We start from the raw sequence: 23792 nt of genomic DNA on the forward strand, positions 1-23792 counted from the left end.
GCCTGTCGTGCGCGGCTATGGCAGAAGCGCGGGCGTGATCGCCCAGTTTCGGAGACCCGATTGAAGCCAGCGCGCCCCAAACGCCGGAACGAAGACCGGCGCAGCCCCAGGAAACACTCAGCGCCGAGCGAGAAGCCGCAACGGCAACCCGCGACAAGTGCTCCAAGTGCTCGTCCGGCGCCCCCGCGGCGCAGCGGTGCCCTACCGGATGAGCGCCTGCCCGTCATTCTCGAAGTGCTGCCCAATGAAGACTATGCGCTGCTCGATTCCGGCGGCGGGCAGAAGCTTGAGCAATACGGCCCCTATCGGATCGTGCGGCCTGAGGGGCAGGCGATCTGGCAACCTGCGCTTGGCCCGGCGGAATGGAACAGGGCGGATGCCATTTTCACCGGCGATACGGATGAAGAAGGCATGGGCCGCTGGCGTTTCCCCAGAGAGCCGCTGGGCGAGACCTGGCCCATGCGCCATGACGGGATCGACTATCTCGGCCGTTTCACCTCGTTTCGCCATGTGGGCGTGTTTCCCGAGCAGGCGACCCACTGGTCGCACATGGAAACCCTGGTGCGCGAGGCGCGCCGCCCGGTGAAAGTGCTGAACCTGTTCGGCTATACGGGGCTGGCCTCGCTGGTTGCGGCCCGTGCCGGCGCGGAAGTGACCCACGTGGACGCTTCCAAGAAGGCGATCGGCTGGGCGCGTGAAAACCAGGAAATGGCGGGCCTTGGCGACAAGCCGATCCGCTGGATCTGTGAGGACGCCGTCAAATTTGCCGAGCGCGAGGCGCGGCGCGGCAATGCTTATGACATCGTTCTGTTCGACCCGCCGGCCTATGGGCGCGGGCCCAAGGGCGAGGTGTGGCAGCTGTTCGAGGATCTGCCCTATCTGGCCGATCTCTGCCGCTCGATCCTGACACCCAAGCCGCTGGCGGTGGTGCTGACGGCCTATTCCATCCGCGCTTCCTTCTTCGCCATCCACGCCCTGATGCGCGACACATTCGCCGGCGATGGTGGCCAGGTGGAATCGGGGGAGCTCATTATTCGCGAGAAGTCGGCCGGCCGCGCGCTGTCCACCTCGCTCTTTTCGCGCTGGGTGGCATCATGAGCGGACATGAAAACGAACGGCGCAGGCCGGGTCAGGTGAAGGAAGTCACCAGCCTCACCAATCCGATCATCAAGGACATTCGCGCGCTGGCGCAGAAGAAGTATCGCGACCGCGAACACGCCTTCATTGCCGAGGGACAGAAGCTGGTGATCGACGCGTTCGATGCCGGCTGGACGATCCGCACGCTTCTCTATGCCAAGGCGGGGCGCGGCAATGAGGCGGTAGAGCGGCTGGCCGCGCGCACCGTGGCATCCGGCGGTCTTGTTCTCATCGTCAGCGAAAAGGTGCTCTCGACCATCACCAAGCGCGACAATCCGCAGATGGTTGTCGGCGTCTTCGAGCAGAAGACGGTTAAGCTTGAAACCGTAAAGCCCGCCGATGGCGACGTCTGGGTGGCGCTCGACCGGGTCCGCGATCCCGGCAATCTGGGCACCGTTCTGCGCACCGTGGACGCGGTGGGGGCAAAGGGTGTCATTCTGGTTGGCGACTGCACCGACCCGTTTTCCTTCGAGACGGTCCGGGCCACGATGGGCTCCATATTCGCCGTGCCCATCGTGCGCACGGGCGAAGAGGCGTTTCTCGCCTGGCGGAAAGGTTTTGCCGGCCGGGTCGTGGGCACGCATCTGAAGGGCTCGGTCGATTATCGCACCGTCGATTACAAGAAGGGGCCGGTCCTGCTCCTGATGGGCAATGAGCAGCAGGGCCTGCCGGACCGGCTTGCTGAAAGCTGCGACACACTCGTGCGCATCCCGCAGGCAGGGCGGGCGGATTCGCTCAATCTCGCCGTGGCAACGGGCGTGATGCTTTATGAAATCCGGCGCGAGGCGCTGCCGCTTGAAGAAAGGGCCGACGCATGAGCGCGCGCGCCATCGGGTTCTACGCGTTGCTGATCGTGCTCTTCACGGTCGCAGATCAGGTGGTGAAGGAACTGGTCGAGACGATGATGCCGCTGCATGAGCGGATCGAGCTTCTGCCGTTCCTCTCGCTTCTGCATTCACGCAACACCGGCATTGCCTTCTCCATGTTTTCCGGCATGAGCGACATGGCACTCAGCCTCGTGATGGCAGGCGTGATCCTGTTCATCGGCTATCTCGCACTGCGCACGGGATCTGCCCAAAAATGGGCGCGCCTCGGCTTCGCGCTCATTCTGGGTGGGGCGTTCGGCAATCTCATCGACCGGCTCACCAACGGTTTCGTCACCGACTACATCTATTTCCACACGCCGGTCTGGTCGTTTGCGATCTTCAATCTGGCCGATGTGTTCATCACCATCGGTGCGGGGCTTGTCATCCTCGACGAGTTTCTTGACTGGCGGCGCGGCCGCACGGGTGGCCAGACGCACGCGGATTGACCTCGCGCCCGCCGCGCCGCAAAGTCTGCGATCATTGATGACCGTAACCAGCCGGAGTGAGTGATGGCGGACACGTTTCAAGCGGTTCTGATTTCGCGCGACGAGGACAAGAAGCAGTCCGTCGAGTGGACGGAGCTTTCCGAAGATGATCTGATGGACGGCGACGTTACAGTCGCCGTGGAGGCGACCACGGTCAACTACAAGGACGGGCTCGCCATTACCGGCAAGGCCCCCGTGGTGCGGCGCTTTCCGCTCGTGCCGGGCATCGATTTCGCCGGCACGGTGACGAAATCCACCCATGACGGCTGGAAAGAGGGCGATAAGGTCATTCTCAATGGCTGGGGCGTGGGCGAGACGCATTATGGCGCCTATGCCGGGCGCGCGCGGGTGAATGGCGACTGGCTGGTGCCGCTGCCCGATGGCATGACCCCGAAGGACGCGATGGCCGTGGGCACCGCCGGCTATACGGCCATGCTGTGCGTGATGGCGCTGGAGCGCCACGGCATCACGCCGGAACGCGGGCCGGTGGTGGTGACGGGGGCGGCCGGCGGTGTCGGCTCTGTCGCAATCGCGCTTCTGGCCGGGCAGGGGCATCACGTGATCGCCTCCACCGGACGCGCATCCGAAGCCGATTACCTGAAGGAGCTGGGCGCTGCCGAAATCATCGACCGGGAGGAGCTTTCCGGTCCCGCCCGTCCGCTCGGCAAGGAGCGCTGGGCCGGCGGCATTGATGCGGTGGGCAGCCACACGCTCGCCAATGTGCTTTCCATGACCTCCTATGGCGGCGCGGTGGCGGCCTGCGGGCTGGCGCAGGGCATGGACCTGCCGGCCAGTGTCGCGCCGTTCATCCTGCGCGGCGTCTCGCTGCTGGGCGTTGATTCCGTCATGGCGCCGAAGGAGCTGCGCATGGAGGCCTGGCAGCGCATTGCCAAGGAACTCGATCACAAGAAGCTCGGCGCGATCGCAAGCGTCGTGCCGTTCAGCGACGTGATTTCGGCTGCAACGGACATCATCGAGGGCCGGGTGCGCGGACGCGTGGTGGTGGAGATGCCCGGTTAAGCCATTCGCTAAAATTCGAACGGCCAGCCAAAAGCTTCCGTAATGCCCGCCGCCTATTGTTCTCGCCATGACAATGGCGGGGAAAGACAAAGGCGACCCGAAGCCGGCAAGGACGCTCTCTCCAGAGCGGCAGCCGCGCAAGAGGATCCGCATCAGGCCACCGGCGCTCGCGCCGGTGCGGCTCCCCGTACCCACACATCATGGCGAGGTGGCCATCGGCCTCGCGATCATCCTGATCGCCGGGCTCAGCCATCTGACGGGCGCCTCGCCGCTGGTCGGCATAGCGCTTCTGGGGCTGGGCGCCCTTGCGTTGGCCCTTGCCTTCCGCGCTTCCACGGCAGACCGGCGCATGGCGACTGCGCTTGCCGAATCCGAGACGGTCAATCGCGGCGAGCTCGAAGAACTGGCCGACCGCATGTGGGAGCTGCGCGAAAGCGAGGAGCGCTTTCACGGGTTGGTGGATGCGCTGGGTGACCTGATCGTCCACCGCGACCGCAGCGGCCGCATCGTCTATGTGAACCGCGTGTTTGCAGACCTTCTGGGCCGCGACCCTTCCACCCTGGTGGGCCGCACGCTGAGCCAGCTCGGCATCGACATCGGCCTCGTGCCGGATGCCGCCTTCACCGATGGCGAATGCCTGAGCTCCACCGATGTGGCGATCCACACGCGTGGCGGGGCGCGCTGGTATTCATGGATCGAGCACTCGGTGCGCGACGACAGCGCGGATTCGGTGTCGCACCGGGCCATTGCGCGCGATATCACCGCCCGCAAGCGGGCCGAGACAGCGCTGATCAACGCGCGCGAACGCGCCGAACAGGCAAGCCGCGCGAAATCGAGTTTCCTTGCCACGGTGAGCCATGAAATCCGCACGCCGATGAACGGCATTATGGGCATGGCGACGCTTCTGGCCGACACGGAACTGACGCCCGAGCAGCGCACCTATGTGGGCGCGGTTTCCACTTCGGCAAGCGCGCTTGTGGCGCTGATCGAGGATCTGCTCGACTATTCCAAGATCGAGGCGGGGCGGCTGGAGCTGGAGCCCCAGGCGCTTCCGGTGAACGAGCTCGTGGAAAACGTGGTCGAGCTTCTGGCTGCCCGCGCCTTTGCAAAGAACATCGGCCTTGGCTGCTACATCGCGCCGGATGTGCCCGAAACCATCACGGCGGATCCGGGTCGGCTGCGCCAGGTGCTGATCAACCTGCTCGGCAATGCTCTCAAATTCACCGATGAGGGCGGGGTGACGGTCGCGGTCTCGCGGGCGGAGAAGAATGGCGCGCCGGCGCTGCGGATTGCCGTTTCCGATTCCGGACCCGGGCTCGAAAAGGACGACATCAACCGCATTTTCAAGGATTTCGAACAGGTGGACGGCAGCTCCACCCGCCGCCATGGCGGGGCGGGGCTCGGCCTTGCCATCACCAAGCGCATTGTCGACGCGATGAATGGCTCGGTCAGCGTGGCGAGCACGCCGGGCGAGGGCTCGGAATTTGCCGTGCTCCTGCCGCTGGGCGCGGAGGCGGACGAGGCGGGCCGTGTCGAGCCCGTGCTCGAAGAGGTCAACGCCGTCATTCTCTCGCCCTTCGCGCAGGAGGCCGAAACCATCGCCATGACCGTGCGTGTGCATGGCGGACGCGCGGCCATCGCCGCCACTGCGGAGGATGCGGCACGACTTGCCGAAGAGAGCGGCCGGCCGTTCAACACGGTGCTGGTCGACGCCTCGCTTGAAAGCGACGATGGCGCGCTGATCACCCGTCTGCACGCGCTGGGCGTTGGCGGAGACCGCGCGCTCACGCTGATCACGCCATCCGAGCGCGGGCGGCTTCCCGCGTTTCGCGCCAGCGGCTATGGCGCGTTTCTCGCGCGGCCCGTGCGGGGCAGGACGCTGCTGCGCCAGCTTTTGGGCAGCAAGGGCGAGGCCACCTGGCCGGCTGCGGAAACGCATGATCGCACACATGATGCCGGGACCATGGGCCGGCGTGCGGGCGGGCTCAACATCCTTGTCGCCGAGGACAACGAGATCAACGCCATGCTGGCGCGCGCGGCACTGTCGCGAGCCGGGCACCGGGTGACGCTCGTCTCCAACGGGCGCGAGGCGGTGGAGGCGGTGAGCGCGCCGGGCACGCGCTTCGACGCGGTGCTGATGGACCTGCACATGCCGGTGATGGACGGGCTCGACGCCATCAACGCCATCCGCCGGCACGAGGAGGAAACAGGGCTGGCACCTCTGCCCATCCTCGTTCTCACCGCCGACGGGCAGGAAGAGACGCGCAGCGGCGTGCTTGCCCATGGCGCCAATGGCTTTGTGACCAAGCCGCTCGATCCGGACGAACTTCTGGCCGCGCTGGAGCTGCAGGTCACGGCCTGAGAACAGGGTGGGACATACCGGCCCGGCTCCCGCTGTGACGGCCTCCTTCTCCCCGCACCACCGCGTCATCCCGGGCTTGACCCGGGACCCATTGAGAAGCGAGGCCGGGTTTCGCAGAAGGAGCTGCCGGTGAAGCAGGGGCGATGCCCGGACCGCACACTCGCTTGCCGCTTACCCCCGTGTGACGGTAGTGTCATAGTTCTGTCGCAAGCGATCACTATTTCAGCGTCAACGCCAAGCGGAGGAGAATCAGCAATGCAGGGCATCACGCTGAACCGGGCCCCTCTCGATGACCAGGCCGCAAGGCCGCCGCTCGCCGGCGATGCCGAGGACGCGCTTCTGGGCCGCATCGGCTCGCTCGAAGTGCGCCTTGCGCGCAGCGAGGAGGAGATTGCCGCGGCCCAGAGCATTCGCTACCGGGTTTTCTACAATGAAATGGGCGCGAAAGCGCCGCTCGGCGCGCTGAGTGCCGACCGCGATGCGGATGCGTTCGATGCCGTATGCGACCATCTTCTGGTGTTCGACACCGCGCTGCCGGGTGAGGATGTCGACCGCATTGTCGGCACCTACCGGCTTTTGACGCCGGAGGGCGCGTGCCGGGCCGGAAGATTCTACTCCGCAGACGAATTCGCCATCGAAACGCTGATGGCCCGCCACCAGGGCCGCCGCTTTCTGGAGCTTGGCCGCTCCTGCGTTCTGCCGCCCTACCGCACCAAGCGCACGATCGAGCTTCTGTGGCAGGGCATCTGGGCCTATTGCCGCAAGAAGCGCATCGACGTGATGATGGGCTGCGCCTCCTTCCCCGGCGTGGTGCCGGCCGCCCATGCGGAAGCGCTCTCCTTCCTCGGGCATTTCTGCCAGGTGGAGCCTGAATGGCATGTGCGCGCCGTCGCCAGCCGCTATGCCCCGCTCGATCTGATGCCAAAGGAAGCGATCCAGACCCGCTCGGCGCTCGCCGCCATGCCGCCCCTCGTGAAAGGCTATCTGCGCCTCGGCGCACGCTTCGGCGATGGCTGCGTGATCGACCATGATTTCGGCACCACGGATGTGTTCGTCGTGCTGCCGGTGGAGGCGATCTCGGACCGGTATATCAATTACTACGGGGCTGAAGCGCAGCGTTTTGCGGCGTAGTGCGTCATCCCTTGTATGATTTATGAATACTTTCGAATTTTAGTGACAGATTGTATTCATCAGAAGTTTGATTTGTGTTGCTGAGGTCCAATTTTTCCCAAGAAGGTTTTCCGTGTCTCTCAGGGTTGAGGCCGCCAGGGGTAGGAAAAGGTGGAAATTTTATTTTCTTGTCGGAGAGTATTCTGTCTTTATTCGGGCACGGGATCATTACCTGAAAAATACTATTTCCAAAGCCGACGATCAGAAATGCGTATGGGGTAGGGTGATCATCTTCTCTTCTCCGAAGAACCTGAGCAAATATCCTGTCAGATTGAAATGGCCCCATTTCTTTAATGTGTATAAAAAGTTGAGGCATCGATATTTTTGTGTGGTCTTGCTCTAAAATCCAGGAAAAGGTTGGCCTGAATGGGTCAAATTCTGTTTCTGGAATAGGGCTTAATGCAATTTTAACGAATGATTTATAAACTGCAACAGGTGTATATGACCCTCTTGGTATTTTGAAGGAAATTATATTTTTTTCTTCGTCTATGATAGCGATTTTAGAGTGTTCATTAATATTTGCTATTATTCTGCCGTCCGTGTACTCTATTCTATAGCCGTGCTCGTCTGATAAGTCTTTTAAAGTAGGAACGCCCCGTTTCCCTGGAATGCGGATAAATGTCCGCATGGGCTTCAGCCATACGCCTAGATCATTTTCAATCGTCCTCCCGAAGTATCCATTGCAGATATCGCATTCATAGTAAGTAGTTAGTCCGCGATTCCCGATGCACTCGGGCGCCGCATGAGCTCTTTTTCTAAAGGAAGTTTCTGGAGAGCTTAAGCCACAAAAGCGGCATTGCCTTCTTGACCTATTGCCAAGGGTTATTCTTTCATTAACCTCCCAGAGGCGACGAAAAACTGCATCGTAGTTGGCATTATAAAATTCAAGCCGAGAATCCAATTCCAATCACCCCCCGGCATTATAAGCCGCAATCGCCGCCATGTTCACGATATCGGAATCCTTCGCGTTTAGCGAAACCACCTGAACAGACTTGTTCAGCCCCACCAGAAGCGGGCCGATGACGGTTGAGCCGCCCAGTTCCTGCAGCATCTTGGTGGAGATGGAGGCGGAGTGGAAGGCGGGCATGACCAGCACGTTGGCCGGGCCCGACAGGCGGCAGAAGGGATATTGCTGCATCAGGCTCGGGTTCAGCGCCACATCGGCGGCCATCTCGCCATCATATTCGAAATCGACCCGGCGCTTGTCGAGGATCTTCACCGCCTCCTGAACACGCTCGGAGCGCTCGCCCGGCGGGTGGCCGAAGGTGGAATAGGCGAGCATCGCCACGCGCGGCTCATAGCCCATGCGGCGGGCCTGTCCGGCGGCCTCCTCGGCAATGTCGGCCAGCTCCTCGGAATTGGGCATGTCGTGCACCGCCGTATCGGCCACGAGCACGGTGCGCCCGCGGCACAGCGCCAGCGTGACGCCGATCACCCGGTGGCCGGGGCGCGCGTCGATCACGCGGCGCACATCGTCGAGCACGGTGGAATAGTTGCGCGTCACGCCGCTCACCATCGCATCCGCATCGCCCAGCGCCACCATGGTGGCGGCGAAATGGTTGCGGTCGTTGTTGATGAGGCGCTGCGCATCGCGGAAGAGATAGCCCTTCCGCTGCAGGCGCTCATAGAGATAGTCGGCATAGATGCTGTTGCGGCGCGAAAGCCGCGCATTGATGATCTCGATGCCGGATTTGGAAAGATCGACGCCCGCCTGCCGCGCCGTCTCGCGGATCTGCTCCTCCCGGCCGAGCAGGATGGCGGTGCCGAGCTTCTGGTTCACATAGGAGGCGGCAGCCCGCATCACCTGTTCTTCCTCGCCCTCGGCGAAGACCACGCGCTTGGGCTGGCGGCGCACCCGGTCGTAGATGCGCTGCAGCGTCGAGGCGAGCGGATCGCGGCGGGCCGAAAGCTCGTTTTCGTATTTCTGCATGTCGAGGATGGGGCGGCGGGCAACGCCCGAATCCATCGCCGCCTTTGCAACAGCCACCGGCACGGCCGAGATGAGGCGCGGGTCGAACGGCACGGGGATGATGTAGTTGGGGCCGTATTTCGGGCGGTTGCCCTGATAGGCGGCGGCCACATCGTCCGGCACGTCCTTGCGGGCAAGCTCGGCCAGCGCCTCGGCAGCGGCCACCTTCATCGCGTCGTTGATGGTGGTCGCGCGCACATCGAGCGCGCCACGGAAGATATAGGGGAAGCCGAGGACGTTGTTGACCTGGTTGGGATAGTCCGAGCGGCCCGTCGCCATGATGGCGTCGGTGCGGATTTCGGCCACTTCCTCCGGCGTGATCTCCGGGTCCGGATTGGCCATGGCGAAGATGATCGGGTTTTTCGCCATGGACTGCACCATGGCCGGCGTAAGCGCCCCCTTGGCCGAAAGGCCGAAAAACACATCCGCCCCTTCCAGCGCCTCGGCCAGCGTGCGCTTGTCGGTTTCCACGGCATGGGCGGATTTCCACTGGTTCATGCCTTCCTCGCGGCCCTTGTAGACCACGCCCTTCGTGTCGCAGAGGAAGACGTTTTCCGGTGCGAGGCCAAGCGATTTGGCAAGCTCGATACAGGCAATGCCGGCAGCGCCCGCGCCATTGCAGACAAGCTTGGTCGTCTTGATGTCGCGGTCGGTGAGGTGCAGCGCGTTGATGAGGCCGGCGAGCGCGATGATGGCCGTGCCGTGCTGGTCGTCATGGAAGACGGGAATGTCCATCAGCTCGCGCAACTGGCTTTCGATGATGAAGCATTCAGGCGCCTTGATGTCTTCCAGATTGATGCCGCCGAAGGAGGGGCCGAGCAGCTTGACGCAGTTGACGAAGGCGTCGGCGTCTTCCGTGTCGACTTCCAGATCGATGGAATCGACATCGGCGAAGCGCTTGAAGAGCACGGACTTGCCCTCCATCACCGGCTTGGAGGCAAGTGCGCCCAGATTGCCGAGGCCGAGGATCGCCGTACCGTTGGAAATGACGGCCACCATGTTGCCGCGCGTCGTGTAGTCGAAGGCGCGGCTCGGGTCTTCGGCAATGGCCTGAACGGGCACGGCCACGCCCGGAGAATAGGCAAGCGACAGGTCGCGCTGTGTCGCCATCGGCTTGGTGGGGGTGATTTCCAGCTTGCCGGGCCTGCCGGATGAGTGGAAGTCCAGCGCTTCCTGCGGGCTGACGGATGGTCCCTGACGTTCGGACTTTTTATCGTTGGGCATGTCGGCTTGTTTCCTCCGGGAGACGGGCTCTGGCTTATGCTTTCTGTGGAGTTTTGCCAGTGACGGGTGCATAAGGCTACACTTTTGCCCAGTAAATGGCCAAGCAGATTGAAGCTGTTGATTTGAAGCCAGTACAAAGCCAATGCAAAGGCCGGGAGCCCTTCCTTGAACGACGAAACGCCCATGCGCCACAAGGCAATGCAGGCCGCCGCCGGGGCAACGCCCATGATGGCGCAATACATCGAAATCAAGACGGCCAATCCCGATTCGCTCCTGTTTTATCGCATGGGCGATTTTTACGAGCTGTTCTTCGAGGATGCGGAGATCGCCAGCCGGGCGCTGGGCATCACGCTGACCAAGCGCGGCAAGCATCAGGGCGACGACATCCCCATGTGCGGCGTGCCGGTGCATGCGGCAGACGATTATCTGCAAAAGCTGATCGGCCTTGGCCATCGCGTGGCCGTTTGCGAGCAGATGGAAGACCCTGCCGAGGCCAAGAAGCGCGGCTCGAAATCCGTGGTAAAGCGCGATGTGATCCGGCTGGTCACACCGGGCACCATCACCGAGGAAAAGCTGCTCGATCCCTCCGAGGCCAATTACCTGATGGCGCTTGGCCGGGTGAAGGGCGGGGATGAGAGCCTGGCGCTCGCCTGGATCGACATTTCCACCGGCGCATTCCGCGTCGCGCCCACGCGGCCCGACCGGCTTCTGGCCGATGTGCTGCGGATTGACCCGCGCGAACTGATCGTGCCCGAGGCCGTCTATTATGACGAGGCTTTTCGGCCTGCCTTCGATGTGCTGGGGCGGGTGGCCAATCCGCAGCCGGCGAACCTGTTCGATTCCGCCTCTGCCGAAATGCGCCTGACGCGCTTTTATGGTGTGGCGACGCTGGAAGGCTTTGGCCGCTATTCCCGCGCCGAGCTTTCGGCCATTTCCGGCGCGGTCGCCTATGTGGAGAAGACCCAAAAGGCAGAGCGTCCGCCGCTTGGCCGCCCGGAGCGCGATGATGAGGGCGCGAGCCTCTTCATCGACCCGGCCACCCGCGCCAATCTGGAACTTGGCCGCACGCTTTCGGGCAGCCGCGAGGGCAGTCTGGCCAAGGCGATCGACCGCACGGTGACGGGGGCGGGCAGCAGGCTTCTCTACGAGCGGCTCATGTCACCGCTCACCGATCCGGAAGCGATTGGCGGGCGGCTTGATGCGGTCTCGTTCTTCCTTGGCGAGCCGGGCCTGCGCGAAGTTGTGCGCCGGCTTTTGAAGGGCGTGCCGGACATTGCCCGCGCGCTCTCGCGTCTGGCTCTCAACCGTGGCGGCCCGCGCGATCTCGGCGCGCTCGCCTCCGGTTTCGAGGCGGCGCATGGCGTGGCGGAGCTGCTTCAGGGCAAGGACGCGCCTGCGGAGATCGCCGGGGCGCTGTCGGGTATTGCCGGATTGCCTCTGGACTTCGCCGCCCATCTATCGCGCGCACTGGCGGACGAGCTCCCGCTTCTGAAGCGCGACGGCGGTTTCATCTGCGCTGGCTACAATGACGAGCTCGATGAAATGCGCGCGCTGCGCGACCAGTCGCGCCGGGTTATCGCCGGGATGGAGCGGCAGCTTGCCGAGGAGACGGGCATCAAGTCGCTCAAGATCCGGCACAACAATGTGCTTGGTTACTATATCGAGGTCACGGCCAACAATGCCGGCGTGATGACCGGCACGGACGAGGCGAAGGCGCGCTTCATCCACCGCCAGACCATGGCCAACGCCATGCGCTTCACCACGACGGAGCTGGCGGAACTGGAAACGAAAATCGCCAACGCCGCCGACCGCGCCTTGCAGATCGAGCTTGGCGTCTTCGATCAACTGCTGTCGGAAGCCGTGGCCGCCGCCGACCGCATCCGCGCTGCGGCGGATGCGCTAGCGGTGCTTGATGTTTCGGCAGCACTTGCCGAGCTTGCGGAAGCGGAAAACTATTGCCGCCCGCAGGTGGATGACAGTCTCGATTTTCACATTGAGGGCGGGCGTCACCCGGTGGTGGAGCAGGCGTTGCGCAAGCAGCTTGCTGAGCCTTTCGTCGCCAATGACTGCGATCTCTCGCCGACAGGTGGGGAAGAGGCCGGCGCGATCTGGCTTCTGACCGGTCCGAACATGGGCGGTAAATCGACCTTTTTGCGCCAGAACGCACTCATTGCAGTCATGGCGCAGATGGGCTCCTTCGTGCCGGCGTCCGTTGCCCGCATCGGCGTGGTGGACCGCCTCTTCAGCCGCGTTGGCGCATCCGATGATCTGGCGCGTGGCCGTTCGACCTTCATGGTCGAGATGGTGGAGACCGCGGCGATCCTCAATCAGGCTGGGCCGCGTGCGCTGGTGATCCTCGACGAGATTGGTCGTGGTACGGCGACCTTCGATGGCCTGTCGATCGCCTGGGCGGCGGTTGAATATCTGCATGAAGAGAACCGCTGCCGCGCGCTCTTCGCCACCCATTTCCACGAGATGACCGCGCTTTCCGAAAAGCTCGGGCGGCTGTCCAACGTCACCATGCGGGTGAAGGAATTCGAGGGCGACGTGGTGTTCCTGCACGAGGTGGGGCGCGGCGCGACCGACCGTTCCTACGGTGTGCAGGTGGCACGGCTCGCCGGTCTGCCGAATGCGGTGGTGGAGCGCGCGCGCGAGGTGCTCCAGCAGCTCGAAGAGGGCGAGACCTCCGGCAAGGCGTCGAAACTGATCGACGATCTGCCGCTCTTCTCGGTGGCGGCGAAGCAGGAAGCGAAAGCGTCGAAGACGCCGGATCGGATTGGCGAGGAACTGCTCGGGATCAACCCTGATGACATGACACCGCGTGAAGCGCTGGAGGCGCTCTATCGGCTGAAGCAGCTCGCGGCTGAGAAATAGGCTGCGCTACCAATCTAAAGCACATCGCCCCAGTCGGCCTTGCGGGCGGCCTTGAAGGTGCGGCCTTCGCGGCGGGTGACGAGGGGCTCGTCCAGCGCGCCGTCGCTGGTGCACAGTTTCAGCCGCACCATGCCGCTTGCCGTTTTCGGTGGGGCGAGCACACGGGCGGGGCGGTCGTCGGGGGCACGGCGTGAAACCGCCAGATAGCTGAATTTCTCATCCTCCCACGGCACCTCGCCGCCCTTGGCCGTGCGGTGCAGGCGCGAGCGGGCGACGCGGCGGGAGAAATGACACCAGTCGGGCGCTGCCACCGGGCAGGGCGCGTGATGCGGGCAGGGGGCGAGAATGTGGCCGCCAAGGGCGATGAGCCGGTCGCGTGCGGCAAGAATGCGCTGCCATCCGGTAGGGGTGCCTGGCTCCACGATCACCAGCGTGTCGGCGGTCAGGGCCCAGAGACGGTCGATCAGCGTTTCGCGTACCGCCGGAGCAAGCTCGTCCAGAACATAGCAGAGCGTCACGAGGTCGGCGGGCGCGATGTCCGCAAGCCCGCTTTCCACACTGGCGGCATGCCAGTTCGTGTCTATGGCGAGCGATCTTGCCAGTTCTGCTCCCGCCTTGCGCATGGCAGTGCTGGTTTCGATCAACGTCGCCGCACCGAGGTGTGGCCACTGTGCATGTGCGGCCCAGAGCGCGGTGCCCGGGCCTGCGCCCACATCGAGTAGGAACGATGGCGCAAAATCCTCACGCCGTGCTGCGGTCTCCGCCAGGCACTGGCGCACCGCGGCATAGGTGGCGGGCAGGCGGGTTGCCAGATAGGCTTTTGCAGCCAGCGCATCGCCCACATGCAGGCTTCCGTCACGGGTTTCGGCGCGATAGCGCTTTGACAGGCGCTGGGCAGCATCCTGTATCTGGGAAAGCGGCGTGCCCTCCAGATATGCGTCGACTGCCTGGCGCAGCGGGGCGGGAAGCTCCATTTGAAACCCGTGTGCTTTCTGTGCGAAACCTCTGCGACATAGCGGCCGGGTGTCTGTGCTGCAACCGCAGTTTTTGACAGCCATTTCGCAGCGGGCGAAAACAGGCTATACAGCGCCGCCAATTCGGGAAACTCATGGCCAAGGTTCCACTTAAGCTCGATCAGATCATAGACGGCACCGCGCTGCGTGCCGAACTATCAGCCTTTGCCGAAGAGACGAGCGGTCCGGAGCAGCGCTCGAAGATTATGAAGGCGCTGAAGGCGCGCATTGCGGAAGGCCGCAAGGCGGCCGAAACCATGCTGATGAACGATGGCGGCGGCACGGCCTGCGCCGCGCGGCTTTCGCATCTCATGGATGTGATCATCTCCGAAGTGCAGCATTTTGCGGCGGCGCATGTTTATCCGACGCAGAACCCGTCATCGGCGGAGCGCCTGGCGATTGTGGCGGTCGGCGGCTATGGGCGCGGCACGCTGGCGCCCGGATCCGACATCGATCTCCTGTTTCTCTTGCCCTACAAGCAGACGCCCTGGGGCGAGCAGATCGTGGAATATGTGCTCTACATGCTGTGGGACATGGGGCTGAAGGTCGGTCATGCCACCCGCAACATCGACGAGTGCATCCGCCAGGCGCGCACCGACATGACGATCCGCACCGCCGTTCTGGAAGCGCGCTTCATCTGCGGCGAGAAGCCACTCTATGAAGAAATGGTCGAGCGTTTCGACGAGGAAGTGGTCAAGGATACGGGCGCCGAATACAGCCAGGCCAAGCTCGCCGAGCGCGACCTGCGTCACGCCAAGGCGGGCGAGAGCCGTTATCTGGTCGAGCCCAATGTGAAGGACGGCAAGGGCGGCCTGCGAGACCTGCACACGCTGTTCTGGATCGGAAAATATTTCTACCGCGTACGCCGCGCGGAAGACCTGGTGGGGCAGGGCGTCTTCACCCGCAAGGAATATCTCCAGTTCCGCAAGGCGGAAGATTTTCTCTGGGCGGTGCGCTGCCACATGCATTTCCTCACCGGAAAGGCGGAAGAGCGGCTGCATTTCGATATCCAGCGCGATATCGCAGAGCGGCTTGGCTATACAAGCCATCCCGGCCTGTCGGCGGTCGAGCGCTTCATGAAGCATTACTTCCTGACGGCCAAGGGCGTGGGCGACCTGACACGCATCTTCTGTGCAGCGCTTGAGGAAGAACAGGGCAAGCATGTGCCCGGCTTCAACCGCTTCTTCATGAACTTTTCGCGCCGCCGTAGAAAACTTGCCGGCACCAGCGATTTCATCGTCGACAATCACCGCATCAACGTGGCCGATGAAGGCGTGTTCGAGCGCGACCCGGTGAACCTGTTGCGGTTGTTCTGGTTCGCAGACCGACACGGGCTCGAATATCACCCCGAGGCGCTGAAACTGCTCACCCGTTCGCTCAAGCTGATCGATCGCAATCTGCGCCGTGACAAAGAGGCAAACCGCCTCTTCATGGATGTGCTGACATCCGACCGCGATCCCGCGCTCAATATGCGCCGCATGAACGAGGCCGGCGTTCTGGGCAAGCTCATCCCCGATTTCAACAAGATCGTGGCGATGATGCAGTTCAACATGTACCACCACTATACGGTCGACGAGCACCTCATCCGCTGCATCGGCGTGCTTTCGGAAATCGAGCATGGCGACGGCGAGAAGCTGCATCCGCTTTCCCATTCGCTGATGCCGTCGCTGAAGCCGTGGCGCGAAGTGCTCTACACGACGCTTCTCCTGCACGACATCGCCAAGGGAAGGCCGGAGGATCACTCCACGGCAGGTGCACGCATCGCCCGCAGGCTCTGCCCGCATATGGGATTCGATCCCAAGGAAACGGAGATGATCGCCTGGCTGGTCGAGCATCATCTCGACATGTCCATGGTCGCCCAGACGCGCGATCTGAACGACCGCAAGACGATCCAGGACTTCGCCGACATGGTGCAGTCTGTGGAGCGGCTGAAGCTGCTTCTGGTGCTGACCGTCTGCGACATTCGCGGCGTCGGCCCCGGCGTGTGGAATGGCTGGAAAGGCCAGCTTCTGCGCACGCTCTATTACGAGACCGAAGTGCTTCTGACCGGTGGCTTCTCCGAAGCGCCGCGCTCCACCCGTGCAGACGAGGCGCGCCAGCGGCTGGCAGGGGCACTTGAAGAGCATGGCTGGCCTGAAAAGGACATCGAGGACTATCTCGATCTGCACTACTCGGCCTACCTGCTGGCTGTTGATCTGGATGACCAGATCCGTCACGCGGACTTTATTCGCGAAGCCGACAGGGAAGAGCGCCCGCTGGCAACGATGGTCAAGCCGCATACATTCGAGGCTGTGACGGAGATCACGGTGTTCGCGCCCGATCACCCGCGCCTCCTGTCGATCATCGCTGGCGCGTGCTCGGCGGCGGGAGCGAACATCGTCGATGCGCAGATTTTCACCACCACCCATGGCCGCGCGCTCGACACGATCCTGATCAACCGCGAATTCGATTTCGATGCCGATGAGCGCCGCCGCGCCGAAAGCGTGCGCAAGCTCATCGAGGATGTGCTCTCGGGCAAATCCTATCTGCCCGACATGATCGAGAAGCGCGCGAAGCCACGCCGCGGCACCCGGGCATTCCGCGTCGAGCCCCGCGTGGAGATTGGCAACACCCTGTCGAACCGCTTCTCCGTCATCGAGGTCAAGGGGCTCGATCGGCCCGGTCTTCTTTCTGAGGTGACCGAAACGCTCTCCGACCTCTCGCTTGATATTGCCTCGGCACACATCACGACGTTTGGCGAAAAGGTGATCGACACGTTTTACGTGACCGATCTCACAGGCCAGAAGATCGTCAGCACCGACCGGCTGGATGCGATCCGCAAGGCGCTATTGAAAACGCTGGAAAGCGACGTGGAGCGATCGGCGAGAGGCAAGTCACGGGCGGCTGCCGAATGAGCGGAACGGAGGGGGAGGGAGCCTTGCGGGGCGGCAGCGGCAGCAGCGTTCCGGCATGGATCCCCGGGTCAAGCCCGAGGATGACGAAGCGGAATGTTGTCCGCTTGCTCGCTCGTCTCGGGGCACTCAGGGTTTCCAATGAGTTCGTCATCCTCGGGCTTGACCCGAGGATCCATGCCAGAGCATCTCAGCATCGCAATTCTATGGACTGCAGCCCCCATCCCGCCCCCAATTTCAGGTCTTTCCTTCCATGAGTCTCATCGGAAAATTCGCCAGTGTCGGCAGCGCCACCATGGCAAGCCGCATCCTCGGCTTTGTGCGCGAAGCGCTGATTGCCGCCGCCATCGGTGTCGGCCCTGTAACCGATGCATTCTACGCTGCATTCCGCTTTCCCAATCTCTTCCGCCGATTGTTCGCTGAAGGCGCGTTCAACACCGCCTTCATTCCATTGTTTGCAAAGGAGATGGAGGGCGGCGGCATTGAGGCGGCGCGGCGTTTTGGCGAAAATGTGCTCGCCGTTCTGGTCACGGTGCTTCTGCTGCTTTCCGCTGTGGCCATGCTGGCCATGCCCTTCCTCGTCTCCACCATCATCGCACCGGGTTTTGCCGACACGCCGGAGAAATTCGATCTGACGGTGATCATGACGCGGATCATGTTCCCCTATCTGTTCTGCATGTCGCTCGTGGCCATGTTTTCCGGCATTCTGAATGCGATGCGCCACTATTTCCTGGCGGCATTGGTGCCGACGCTTCTCAACGTCATTTTGATCGGGGTTCTGCTCGTCGCGCTTTTCTGGCAGTTTGACCCGCGCCAGACGGGCATCTGGCTTGCCTGGGGCGTGTTCGCCTCGGGTCTGGCGCAGCTTTTCTTTCTCATCCAGGGTGCGCGCCGCGCAGGCTACTCCATGCGGGTGCGGCGTCCGCGCCTCACGCCGGGTGTCAAACGCCTGCTTGTGCTCATGGCGCCGGCGCTTCTGACCGGCGGTATCATGCAGATCAATCTTCTGGTCGGGCAGATCATCGCCTCCACACAGGACAACGCCATCGGCCTCCTGAACTTCGCCGACCGCATCAACCAGTTGCCGCTCGGCGTCATCGGCATCGCCGTGGGTGTGGTGCTTCTGCCGGAGCTCTCACGCGCCCTGAAGGCCGGCGATCACGCGGATGCCCAGCATCTGCAGAACCGCTCCATGGAATTCGCGCTGGGGCTCACATTGCCGGCTGCCGTGGGGCTCATGGTGATGCCTGCACCAATCGTTGCGCTGCTTTATGAGCGCGGCCAGTTCACCGCACTTGACACCGCAATGACGGCGGCGGCGCTCGCCGCCTTCGCCAGCGGCCTGCCGGCCTATGTGCTGACGAAAGTGTTCCAGCCCGCATTTTTTGCCCGCGAGGACATGAAAACACCCATGTGGTTCTCGCTGATCACGGTTGCGGTGAACATCGCGGCAAGCCTGTTGTTTTTCCCTGTATATGGTCATGTGGCCATCGCGGCCGCGACGGCGCTCTCTGCCTGGGTGAACGTGCTTCTTCTGGCCATTACCCTCTGGCGGCGGGGTGATTTTCGCCCCTCGTCGCTCACTCTCCGCCGCATCGCCTTCATGCTGCTTGCGAGCGCGGTCATGGGGGCCGTTGTATGGGCGCTGCTTGCTGCGCTGCCCGGGTTCGTGGGGCACGATCTGTTGATCGTGCGTGTACTCACGGTTGTTGGCATCGTCCTACTGGCAGCCATTGCCTATTTCGGCGTGGCGCTCGCGACCGGCGGCATCGACCGGGCAGAACTGGCGCGTGTTCGGCGCAGACGCGGCAGATAAGCCCCCAATTAACCGAATGCGAAGGCGCTGCTGATAGCATGCCCTTCGCAATATCGGGGGGAGAAGCATGCAGCAACGTCTTTATTACATCGATTTCCTGCGTGTTTCCGCGTTCATGCTGCTGATCGCATATCACGCCTCCGTCGCGTTCTTTCCGGACATGAAATGGCTCATTGAGGCGCCGGAGGGCAGCGCCACACTGGCGCTGATTATGAAACACCCGCGCGCATGGCGGCTTGCCCTGCTTTTCTTCGTGTCAGGCATGGGAACCTGGTTTGTCTACCGGCGGTGCCATGATCTCACCTTCCTGAAGGGTCGGTTCATGCGGCTTTTCCCGCCGCTGATCTTCGCCATGTGTGTCATCATCGTTCCGCAGGTCTGGTACGAGCGCATGTATGAGAATGGCTATGAGGGCTCGTTCCTCACCTTCTGGCTCACGCGCTATTTCACCGAGGGCAAATATCCGGAGGGGAATTTCACCTGGGCGCATATGTGGTTTGTTGCCTATCTGCTGGTGATGACCGTCGTCTGCTATCCGGTCTTCCGCCTGATCGACCAGCCCTTCATGAAACCGGTGACCGACTGGTTCCAGCGGGTGGCGGGCTCCTCCTGGGTTTACCTGCTTTTCCTTCTGCCGCTTGTGCTCAATCTCGCGCTGTCGCCCTTCTTCCCGCGCCAGACCAATGCGCTCTACAATGACGGTGCATGGTTTGCGGTATGGGCGAGCTGGTTCGGGCTCGGCTTTCTTTTCGCGCGATACCATCAAGCGCTGATCGGGAATGTCGTGGGTTTACGCTGGCAAAGCGCGTGGTCTGCGGCGGCGCTGACTTTAGCGCTCTACCTCTTTTCATGGACAGGAGCTGGCGGCTACTTCATCGGCGACTATGAGACCATGACACCACTATACAAGGTGCTGCTAATGGCGCTCGCATGGACGATGATCCTGGCGATATGCGGGTTCACCGCGAAGTATCTGGATGCACCGAGTGCCACTGTCTCATGGCTTAACCGCAAGGTGTTTCCACTTTATATCGTCCACCAGACCGTGGTGGTGGCGGCCCTTTATTACGTGTTGCCGCTTGGGCTCGCTGTCTGGACGGAATATTTGCTGGTTCTTGCGATCACGTTCGCCGGCTCTTTCCTGTTCGCCGCGGCGGTTGAGTTGCTGCCCGGGCGCATCGGCCTTCTGGTGGGGCTTCCGCCTCGTGGAAAACCGCTTCCGGCGGGTGGCGCGGAAACGCAATCGATGCGTGGGGCTTGATTGCCGGTTTCGCGTCGTTCATAAGCCATGGCGCGCGGCCTTCGCGCTCCACAGGGCATTCAGGAAAGATCCATGAGCGAATTCAGGGAGCTCGTCTTCTCCGGCGTTCAGCCGACGGGCAATCTTCACCTCGGCAATTATCTGGGCGCGTTGCAGAAATTTGTCGCGCTTCAGGAGAGCCATGAGTGCATCTATTGCGTCGTCGATCTGCATTCGCTGACCGCGACCATGACGCATGACGATCTGGCCGACCAGACGCGTTCGATCACCGCCGCCTTCCTGGCGAGCGGAATCGATCCGAAGAAGAACATCGTCTTCAACCAGAGCCAGGTGCTGCAGCACGCTGAGCTCGCATGGATCTTCAACTGCGTCGCGCGCATCGGCTGGATGAACCGCATGACGCAGTTCAAGGACAAGGCCGGCAAGGACCGTGAGAACGCATCGCTCGGCCTGCTCGCCTATCCGAGCCTCATGGCTGCTGACATTCTCGTCTATCGCGCCACCCACGTGCCGGTGGGCGATGACCAGAAGCAGCATCTCGAGCTGACGCGTGACATTGCGCAGAAGTTCAACAACGACTTCTCAGCCCGCATCGCCGAGTTGGGTTATGGCGTGGAGATGGAGGTGGGCGAAGAGAAGGTGAACGGCTTCTTCCCGCTCACCGAACCGCTGATCGAAGGCGCGATCACGCGCGTGATGAGCCTGCGTGACGGCTCTAAGAAGATGTCCAAATCGGACCCGTCCGACCTGTCGCGCATCAATCTTACGGACGACGCCGACGCCATCGCCAAAAAGATCAAGAAGGCAAAGACCGACCCCGAGGCTCTGCCTTCAGAACTGGACGGCCTGGCCGAGCGGCCCGAGGCGCAGAACCTCGTTGGCATCTATGCCGCGCTTTCCGGTGCCACCAAGGCGGATGTGCTTGCAGAGTTCGGTGGGCGGCAATTCTCCGAGTTCAAGCCGGCACTGGCGGAACTTGCGGTCGAGAAACTGTCTCCGATCGCTGGTGAAATGCGCCGCATCCTCGACGACCCGGCTTATATTGACGGTGTTCTGCGTGAAGGTGCTGGCCGGGCGCGCGAGAAGGCGGAAGCGACCATGAAGATGGTGCGCGAGATCATCGGGCTCATCGACGGGTGAGGCCTTTGACTGCCCCGTCTTGCCGAAAGCTCTCTGCGATGGCAGATTGCGCGGAATTGGCGGGTCACTCGCCGGCGAAACAGGACGTGTGAATGGTCTCCAAGCGACTGATCCGCGAGGCGGGACACCGCCGCAAATTCCTTGCCATCATTGATGACACGCCCGAATGCGAACGGGCCGTTGCCTATGCGGCCCGGCGTGCCCAGTCGACGAACGGCGTTCTGGTGCTTCTTTTCGTGATCGAACCCGGCGATTTTCAGCATTGGCTCGGTGTTGAGCAGATCATGCGTGAAGAAGCCACGGCAACCGCCAATGCGGCTCTCGACACCCACGCGACCAAGGTTCGCGAGACCATCGGCATCGAGCCGGAGCTCGTCGTGCGCGAAGGAAAATCCGCCGACGAGATTCACAAGCTGATCGAGGAAGACCAGGACATCGCTATTCTCGTTCTGGCGGCGGGCAGTTCCAAGGAAGGGCCGGGACCGTTGGTTTCGTCGATCGCCGGCAAGACGGCTGCTTTTCCCATCCCCGTCACCGTCGTCCCCCAAAATCTGAGCGACGAGGAAATCGAAAGTCTGGCATAAGCGCGCTTTGCTTCCCATATGTGCGCTTGAACCCTCGAACGATTCCTCCTATTTTAGAATCATTCCAAGAAACGCCAGATCGGAAAACCACCATGTTCATTCAGACCGAAGCGACCCCCAATCCCGCGACGCTGAAATTCCTGCCTGGCCGCGTGGTTCTGGAAGAGGGCACTGCCGATTTCCGCGAGGCGGAGTCTGCAGCAGAGACATCGCCCCTGGCAGAGCGGCTTTTCTCGGTCACAGGCGTGTCCGGTGTCTTTTTCGGTTATGACTTCATCACGGTCACCAAAGAGGATGGTCCGGATTGGCAGCATTTGAAGCCGGCCATTCTCGGCACCATCATGGAGCACTTCATGTCGGGCCAGCCGGTGATGGCGAAGGCAGGCTTAGGCGGGCTTCCGGTTTCGGAAGATGGAGAGTTTTACGACGAGGCCGACGAGCAGATCGTATCCACCATCAAGGAACTGTTGGATACCCGGGTGCGTCCCGCAGTCGCCCAGGATGGTGGTGACATCACTTTCCGCGGCTATGAAAAGGGCACCGTCTTTCTGCATATGAAAGGTGCCTGCGCTGGCTGCCCGTCCTCCACAGCCACGTTGAAGCACGGCATCCAGAACCTGCTTCATCATTTCGTGCCGGAAGTCCGGGAAGTCGAGCAGGTACTCTGATCCCTCTCTTCATCAAGGTTAGGCAAGAAAAAACCGGGCTCCAAGGCCCGGTTTTTTTCAGGGTCAGATCGAGTGACCCTGGTCGCTGAGACGGTTTCTACCGCTTAACGATTACTTTAGCACCAACTTCGGTACGGTTGTAAAGGTCGATGATGTCCTGATTCATCAATCTGATGCATCCCGACGACATTGCTTTGCCAATCGACCGCCATTCCGGCGTACCGTGCAGGCGATAGCCCGTGTCGCCACCACGGTTGAAGAGATAGAGCGCGCGAGCGCCCAGCGGATTGGACAGGCCGGGCGGCATGCCCTGGCGCCATTTCGCCAGCTCCGGCTGACGACCGATCATTGCAGAGGGCGGCGTCCATGTTGGCCATTCGCGTTTCATGGCAATGCGTGCTGTGCCTGCCCACTCAAAACCCTCACGCCCCACACCGATGCCATAGCGCATCGCCTTGCCGCCATCCATCACCAGGTAAAGAAACTTGGCGTTGGTGTCGACAATGATCGTGCCGGGCTTTTCCTTGGTTTCGTAGGAAACAATCTGACGGTGATACTGTCGGGGAACTTCGTTGATCGGAATTCGTGGCAATTGATAGCCAGCGTCTTTCACGGTGCCGTAGTCCGAGGTGAAGACCTTCAGGGGTCCGCCCGACGTACAACCTGCGAGTGCCGTTGCGAATCCCAGTGCCGCAGCGATGGCAATCGACTTGAATCTCATGTGTTCCCCCAAACCCGGATATCTTAATTGTGCCTGAAGCGTAGCGTAATTTGAGTACCATTGTTAAATTCTTGGTTAATGAATTGCCAAGGCTTCGGCCGCATTGACGTTGCGTAAGCCTGTTATTGACTCCGATTATTGCAAACAGGCAACACAATCCCCAGTTTCGAGGAAAGCGCAGGAGCTGCATCATGAATGTTGGACAGGCCGCCCGCCGCTCGGGATTGCCGGCTAAGACGATCCGCTATTATGAGGAAATTGGCCTGATAGCGCCGCAGCGCGCAGGCAATGGATATCGCGCCTACAGCGATGAGGACCTGCATTTCCTCACATTTCTGAAGCGCGCGCGGGGGCTTGGCTTCTCGATCGACGAGTGCCGGCAACTCATGGCGCTTTATCGGGACAGGGAACGGGCAAGCCAGGACGTGCGCGACATAGCCGTCTCCCATGTGGCGGCGATCGATGAAAAGATCGCTGAACTGCAATCCATGCGCGCGACCCTGAACAAGTTGATCCACGCCTGTCGTGGCGATGAACGTCCTGACTGCCCGATCCTCAACGACATAGCCGGCGCGCGCTGAGGCTTCAATC

The 23792-nt window shown here is 62.0% G+C and carries 18 protein-coding genes; 14 read left to right on the forward strand and 4 right to left on the reverse strand.

Going from position 1 to position 23792, the window contains the following annotated elements; genetic code table 11:
- The first annotated feature begins 60 nt into the window (after positions 1–60).
- The 6 genes from AC2CHD_RS08885 to olsB all read left to right on the forward strand — a co-directional run bounded on the left by AC2CHD_RS08885 (position 61) and on the right by olsB (position 7001).
- A complete protein-coding gene (locus tag AC2CHD_RS08885; protein ID WP_484553397.1) occupies positions 61–1098 on the forward strand; it encodes an RsmD family RNA methyltransferase in 1038 nt (345 codons plus the stop codon).
- Positions 1095–1955, forward strand: a complete 861-nt coding sequence (locus tag AC2CHD_RS08890) for a TrmH family RNA methyltransferase (RefSeq protein ID WP_484553398.1) — start codon at positions 1095–1097, stop codon at positions 1953–1955. The genes AC2CHD_RS08885 and AC2CHD_RS08890 overlap by 4 nt, the downstream gene beginning before the upstream one ends.
- The gene (gene lspA, locus AC2CHD_RS08895; RefSeq protein WP_007008129.1) at positions 1952–2449 is read left to right on the forward strand and encodes a signal peptidase II; all 498 of its coding nucleotides are present in this window, start codon (positions 1952–1954) and stop codon (positions 2447–2449) included. The genes AC2CHD_RS08890 and lspA overlap by 4 nt, the downstream gene beginning before the upstream one ends.
- A gap of 63 nt (positions 2450–2512) precedes the next feature.
- On the forward strand, positions 2513–3508 hold the full coding sequence (gene acuI / locus AC2CHD_RS08900) for an acrylyl-CoA reductase (NADPH) (RefSeq protein WP_484553399.1): 996 nt from the start codon (positions 2513–2515) through the stop codon (positions 3506–3508).
- Positions 3509–3575: 67 nt separating this feature from the next.
- Positions 3576–5870 (forward strand): PAS domain-containing hybrid sensor histidine kinase/response regulator, encoded by a 2295-nt coding sequence (locus AC2CHD_RS08905; RefSeq protein WP_484553400.1) that lies wholly within the window; start codon positions 3576–3578, stop codon positions 5868–5870.
- A 255-nt stretch (positions 5871–6125) separates the two neighbouring features.
- Positions 6126–7001 carry a l-ornithine N(alpha)-acyltransferase gene (gene olsB / locus AC2CHD_RS08910; protein WP_484553401.1) on the forward strand — a complete coding sequence of 292 codons (876 nt, stop codon included), beginning with the start codon at positions 6126–6128 and terminating at the stop codon, positions 6999–7001.
- A 4-nt stretch (positions 7002–7005) separates the two neighbouring features.
- Here olsB and AC2CHD_RS08915 read toward each other — a convergent pair whose 3' ends face one another.
- Positions 7006–7947 carry an HNH endonuclease gene (locus AC2CHD_RS08915; RefSeq protein ID WP_484553402.1) on the reverse strand — a complete coding sequence of 314 codons (942 nt, stop codon included), beginning with the start codon at positions 7945–7947 and terminating at the stop codon, positions 7006–7008.
- Positions 7948–10233, reverse strand: coding sequence for an NADP-dependent malic enzyme (locus tag AC2CHD_RS08920; RefSeq protein ID WP_484553403.1), 2286 nt, complete (start codon positions 10231–10233; stop codon positions 7948–7950).
- A gap of 225 nt (positions 10234–10458) precedes the next feature.
- Between AC2CHD_RS08920 and mutS the strand changes: the two genes are divergently transcribed.
- Positions 10459–13107 (forward strand): DNA mismatch repair protein MutS, encoded by a 2649-nt coding sequence (mutS, locus tag AC2CHD_RS08925; RefSeq protein WP_484554215.1) that lies wholly within the window; start codon positions 10459–10461, stop codon positions 13105–13107.
- A 14-nt stretch (positions 13108–13121) separates the two neighbouring features.
- On the opposite strand, the gene AC2CHD_RS08930 is transcribed toward mutS, so the two are convergent.
- Positions 13122–14081: a small ribosomal subunit Rsm22 family protein gene (locus tag AC2CHD_RS08930; protein ID WP_484553404.1), complete on the reverse strand. Its 960-nt coding sequence runs from the start codon at positions 14079–14081 to the stop codon at positions 13122–13124.
- Positions 14082–14215: 134 nt separating this feature from the next.
- On the opposite strand from AC2CHD_RS08930, the gene AC2CHD_RS08935 reads away from it, so the two are divergent.
- The 6 genes from AC2CHD_RS08935 (at position 14216) to AC2CHD_RS08960 (ending at position 22480) form a co-directional block, all read left to right on the forward strand.
- Positions 14216–17014 (forward strand): [protein-PII] uridylyltransferase, encoded by a 2799-nt coding sequence (locus tag AC2CHD_RS08935; RefSeq protein ID WP_484553405.1) that lies wholly within the window; start codon positions 14216–14218, stop codon positions 17012–17014.
- Between the two features lie 250 nt (positions 17015–17264).
- Positions 17265–18827, forward strand: coding sequence for a murein biosynthesis integral membrane protein MurJ (murJ, locus tag AC2CHD_RS08940; protein WP_229450347.1), 1563 nt, complete (start codon positions 17265–17267; stop codon positions 18825–18827).
- Positions 18828–18894: 67 nt separating this feature from the next.
- Positions 18895–20088, forward strand: coding sequence for an acyltransferase family protein (locus tag AC2CHD_RS08945; protein ID WP_484553406.1), 1194 nt, complete (start codon positions 18895–18897; stop codon positions 20086–20088).
- Positions 20089–20160: 72 nt separating this feature from the next.
- Positions 20161–21228 carry a tryptophan--tRNA ligase gene (gene trpS, locus AC2CHD_RS08950; RefSeq protein WP_484553407.1) on the forward strand — a complete coding sequence of 356 codons (1068 nt, stop codon included), beginning with the start codon at positions 20161–20163 and terminating at the stop codon, positions 21226–21228.
- A 92-nt stretch (positions 21229–21320) separates the two neighbouring features.
- Complete coding sequence (locus AC2CHD_RS08955; RefSeq protein ID WP_007008142.1) at positions 21321–21812, forward strand: universal stress protein; 492 nt, start codon at positions 21321–21323, stop codon at positions 21810–21812.
- 92 nt (positions 21813–21904) lie between these two features.
- Complete coding sequence (locus tag AC2CHD_RS08960; RefSeq protein WP_229450350.1) at positions 21905–22480, forward strand: NifU family protein; 576 nt, start codon at positions 21905–21907, stop codon at positions 22478–22480.
- Between the two features lie 97 nt (positions 22481–22577).
- Here AC2CHD_RS08960 and AC2CHD_RS08965 read toward each other — a convergent pair whose 3' ends face one another.
- The gene (locus AC2CHD_RS08965) at positions 22578–23201 is read right to left on the reverse strand and encodes a L,D-transpeptidase (RefSeq protein ID WP_229450351.1); all 624 of its coding nucleotides are present in this window, start codon (positions 23199–23201) and stop codon (positions 22578–22580) included.
- 191 nt (positions 23202–23392) lie between these two features.
- Here AC2CHD_RS08965 and cueR point away from each other — a divergent pair, with 191 nt between their 5' ends.
- Entirely contained in the window at positions 23393–23782 is a 390-nt protein-coding gene (gene cueR, locus AC2CHD_RS08970) for a Cu(I)-responsive transcriptional regulator (protein ID WP_484553408.1), read from the forward strand.
- The last annotated feature ends 10 nt before the right edge of the window (positions 23783–23792 follow it).

It is taken from the genome of Nitratireductor sp. ATLC21, from assembly GCF_057196525.1.

Excerpts from the sequence above, each read along its gene's own strand:
- AC2CHD_RS08890 (WP_484553398.1), top strand. The coding sequence starts at position 1,095 with ATGAGCGGACATGAAAACGAACGGCGCAGGCCGGGTCAGGTGAAGGAA.
- lspA (WP_007008129.1), top strand. The coding sequence starts at position 1,952 with ATGAGCGCGCGCGCCATCGGGTTCTACGCGTTGCTGATCGTGCTCTTC.
- acuI (WP_484553399.1), top strand. The coding sequence starts at position 2,513 with ATGGCGGACACGTTTCAAGCGGTTCTGATTTCGCGCGACGAGGACAAG.
- AC2CHD_RS08905 (WP_484553400.1), top strand. The coding sequence starts at position 3,576 with ATGACAATGGCGGGGAAAGACAAAGGCGACCCGAAGCCGGCAAGGACG.
- olsB (WP_484553401.1), top strand. The coding sequence starts at position 6,126 with ATGCAGGGCATCACGCTGAACCGGGCCCCTCTCGATGACCAGGCCGCA.
- AC2CHD_RS08920 (WP_484553403.1), bottom strand. The coding sequence starts at position 10,233 with ATGCCCAACGATAAAAAGTCCGAACGTCAGGGACCATCCGTCAGCCCG.
- mutS (WP_484554215.1), top strand. The coding sequence starts at position 10,459 with ATGATGGCGCAATACATCGAAATCAAGACGGCCAATCCCGATTCGCTC.
- AC2CHD_RS08930 (WP_484553404.1), bottom strand. The coding sequence starts at position 14,081 with ATGGAGCTTCCCGCCCCGCTGCGCCAGGCAGTCGACGCATATCTGGAG.
- AC2CHD_RS08935 (WP_484553405.1), top strand. The coding sequence starts at position 14,216 with ATGGCCAAGGTTCCACTTAAGCTCGATCAGATCATAGACGGCACCGCG.
- murJ (WP_229450347.1), top strand. The coding sequence starts at position 17,265 with ATGAGTCTCATCGGAAAATTCGCCAGTGTCGGCAGCGCCACCATGGCA.
- AC2CHD_RS08945 (WP_484553406.1), top strand. The coding sequence starts at position 18,895 with ATGCAGCAACGTCTTTATTACATCGATTTCCTGCGTGTTTCCGCGTTC.
- trpS (WP_484553407.1), top strand. The coding sequence starts at position 20,161 with ATGAGCGAATTCAGGGAGCTCGTCTTCTCCGGCGTTCAGCCGACGGGC.
- AC2CHD_RS08955 (WP_007008142.1), top strand. The coding sequence starts at position 21,321 with ATGGTCTCCAAGCGACTGATCCGCGAGGCGGGACACCGCCGCAAATTC.
- AC2CHD_RS08960 (WP_229450350.1), top strand. The coding sequence starts at position 21,905 with ATGTTCATTCAGACCGAAGCGACCCCCAATCCCGCGACGCTGAAATTC.
- AC2CHD_RS08965 (WP_229450351.1), bottom strand. The coding sequence starts at position 23,201 with ATGAGATTCAAGTCGATTGCCATCGCTGCGGCACTGGGATTCGCAACG.
- cueR (WP_484553408.1), top strand. The coding sequence starts at position 23,393 with ATGAATGTTGGACAGGCCGCCCGCCGCTCGGGATTGCCGGCTAAGACG.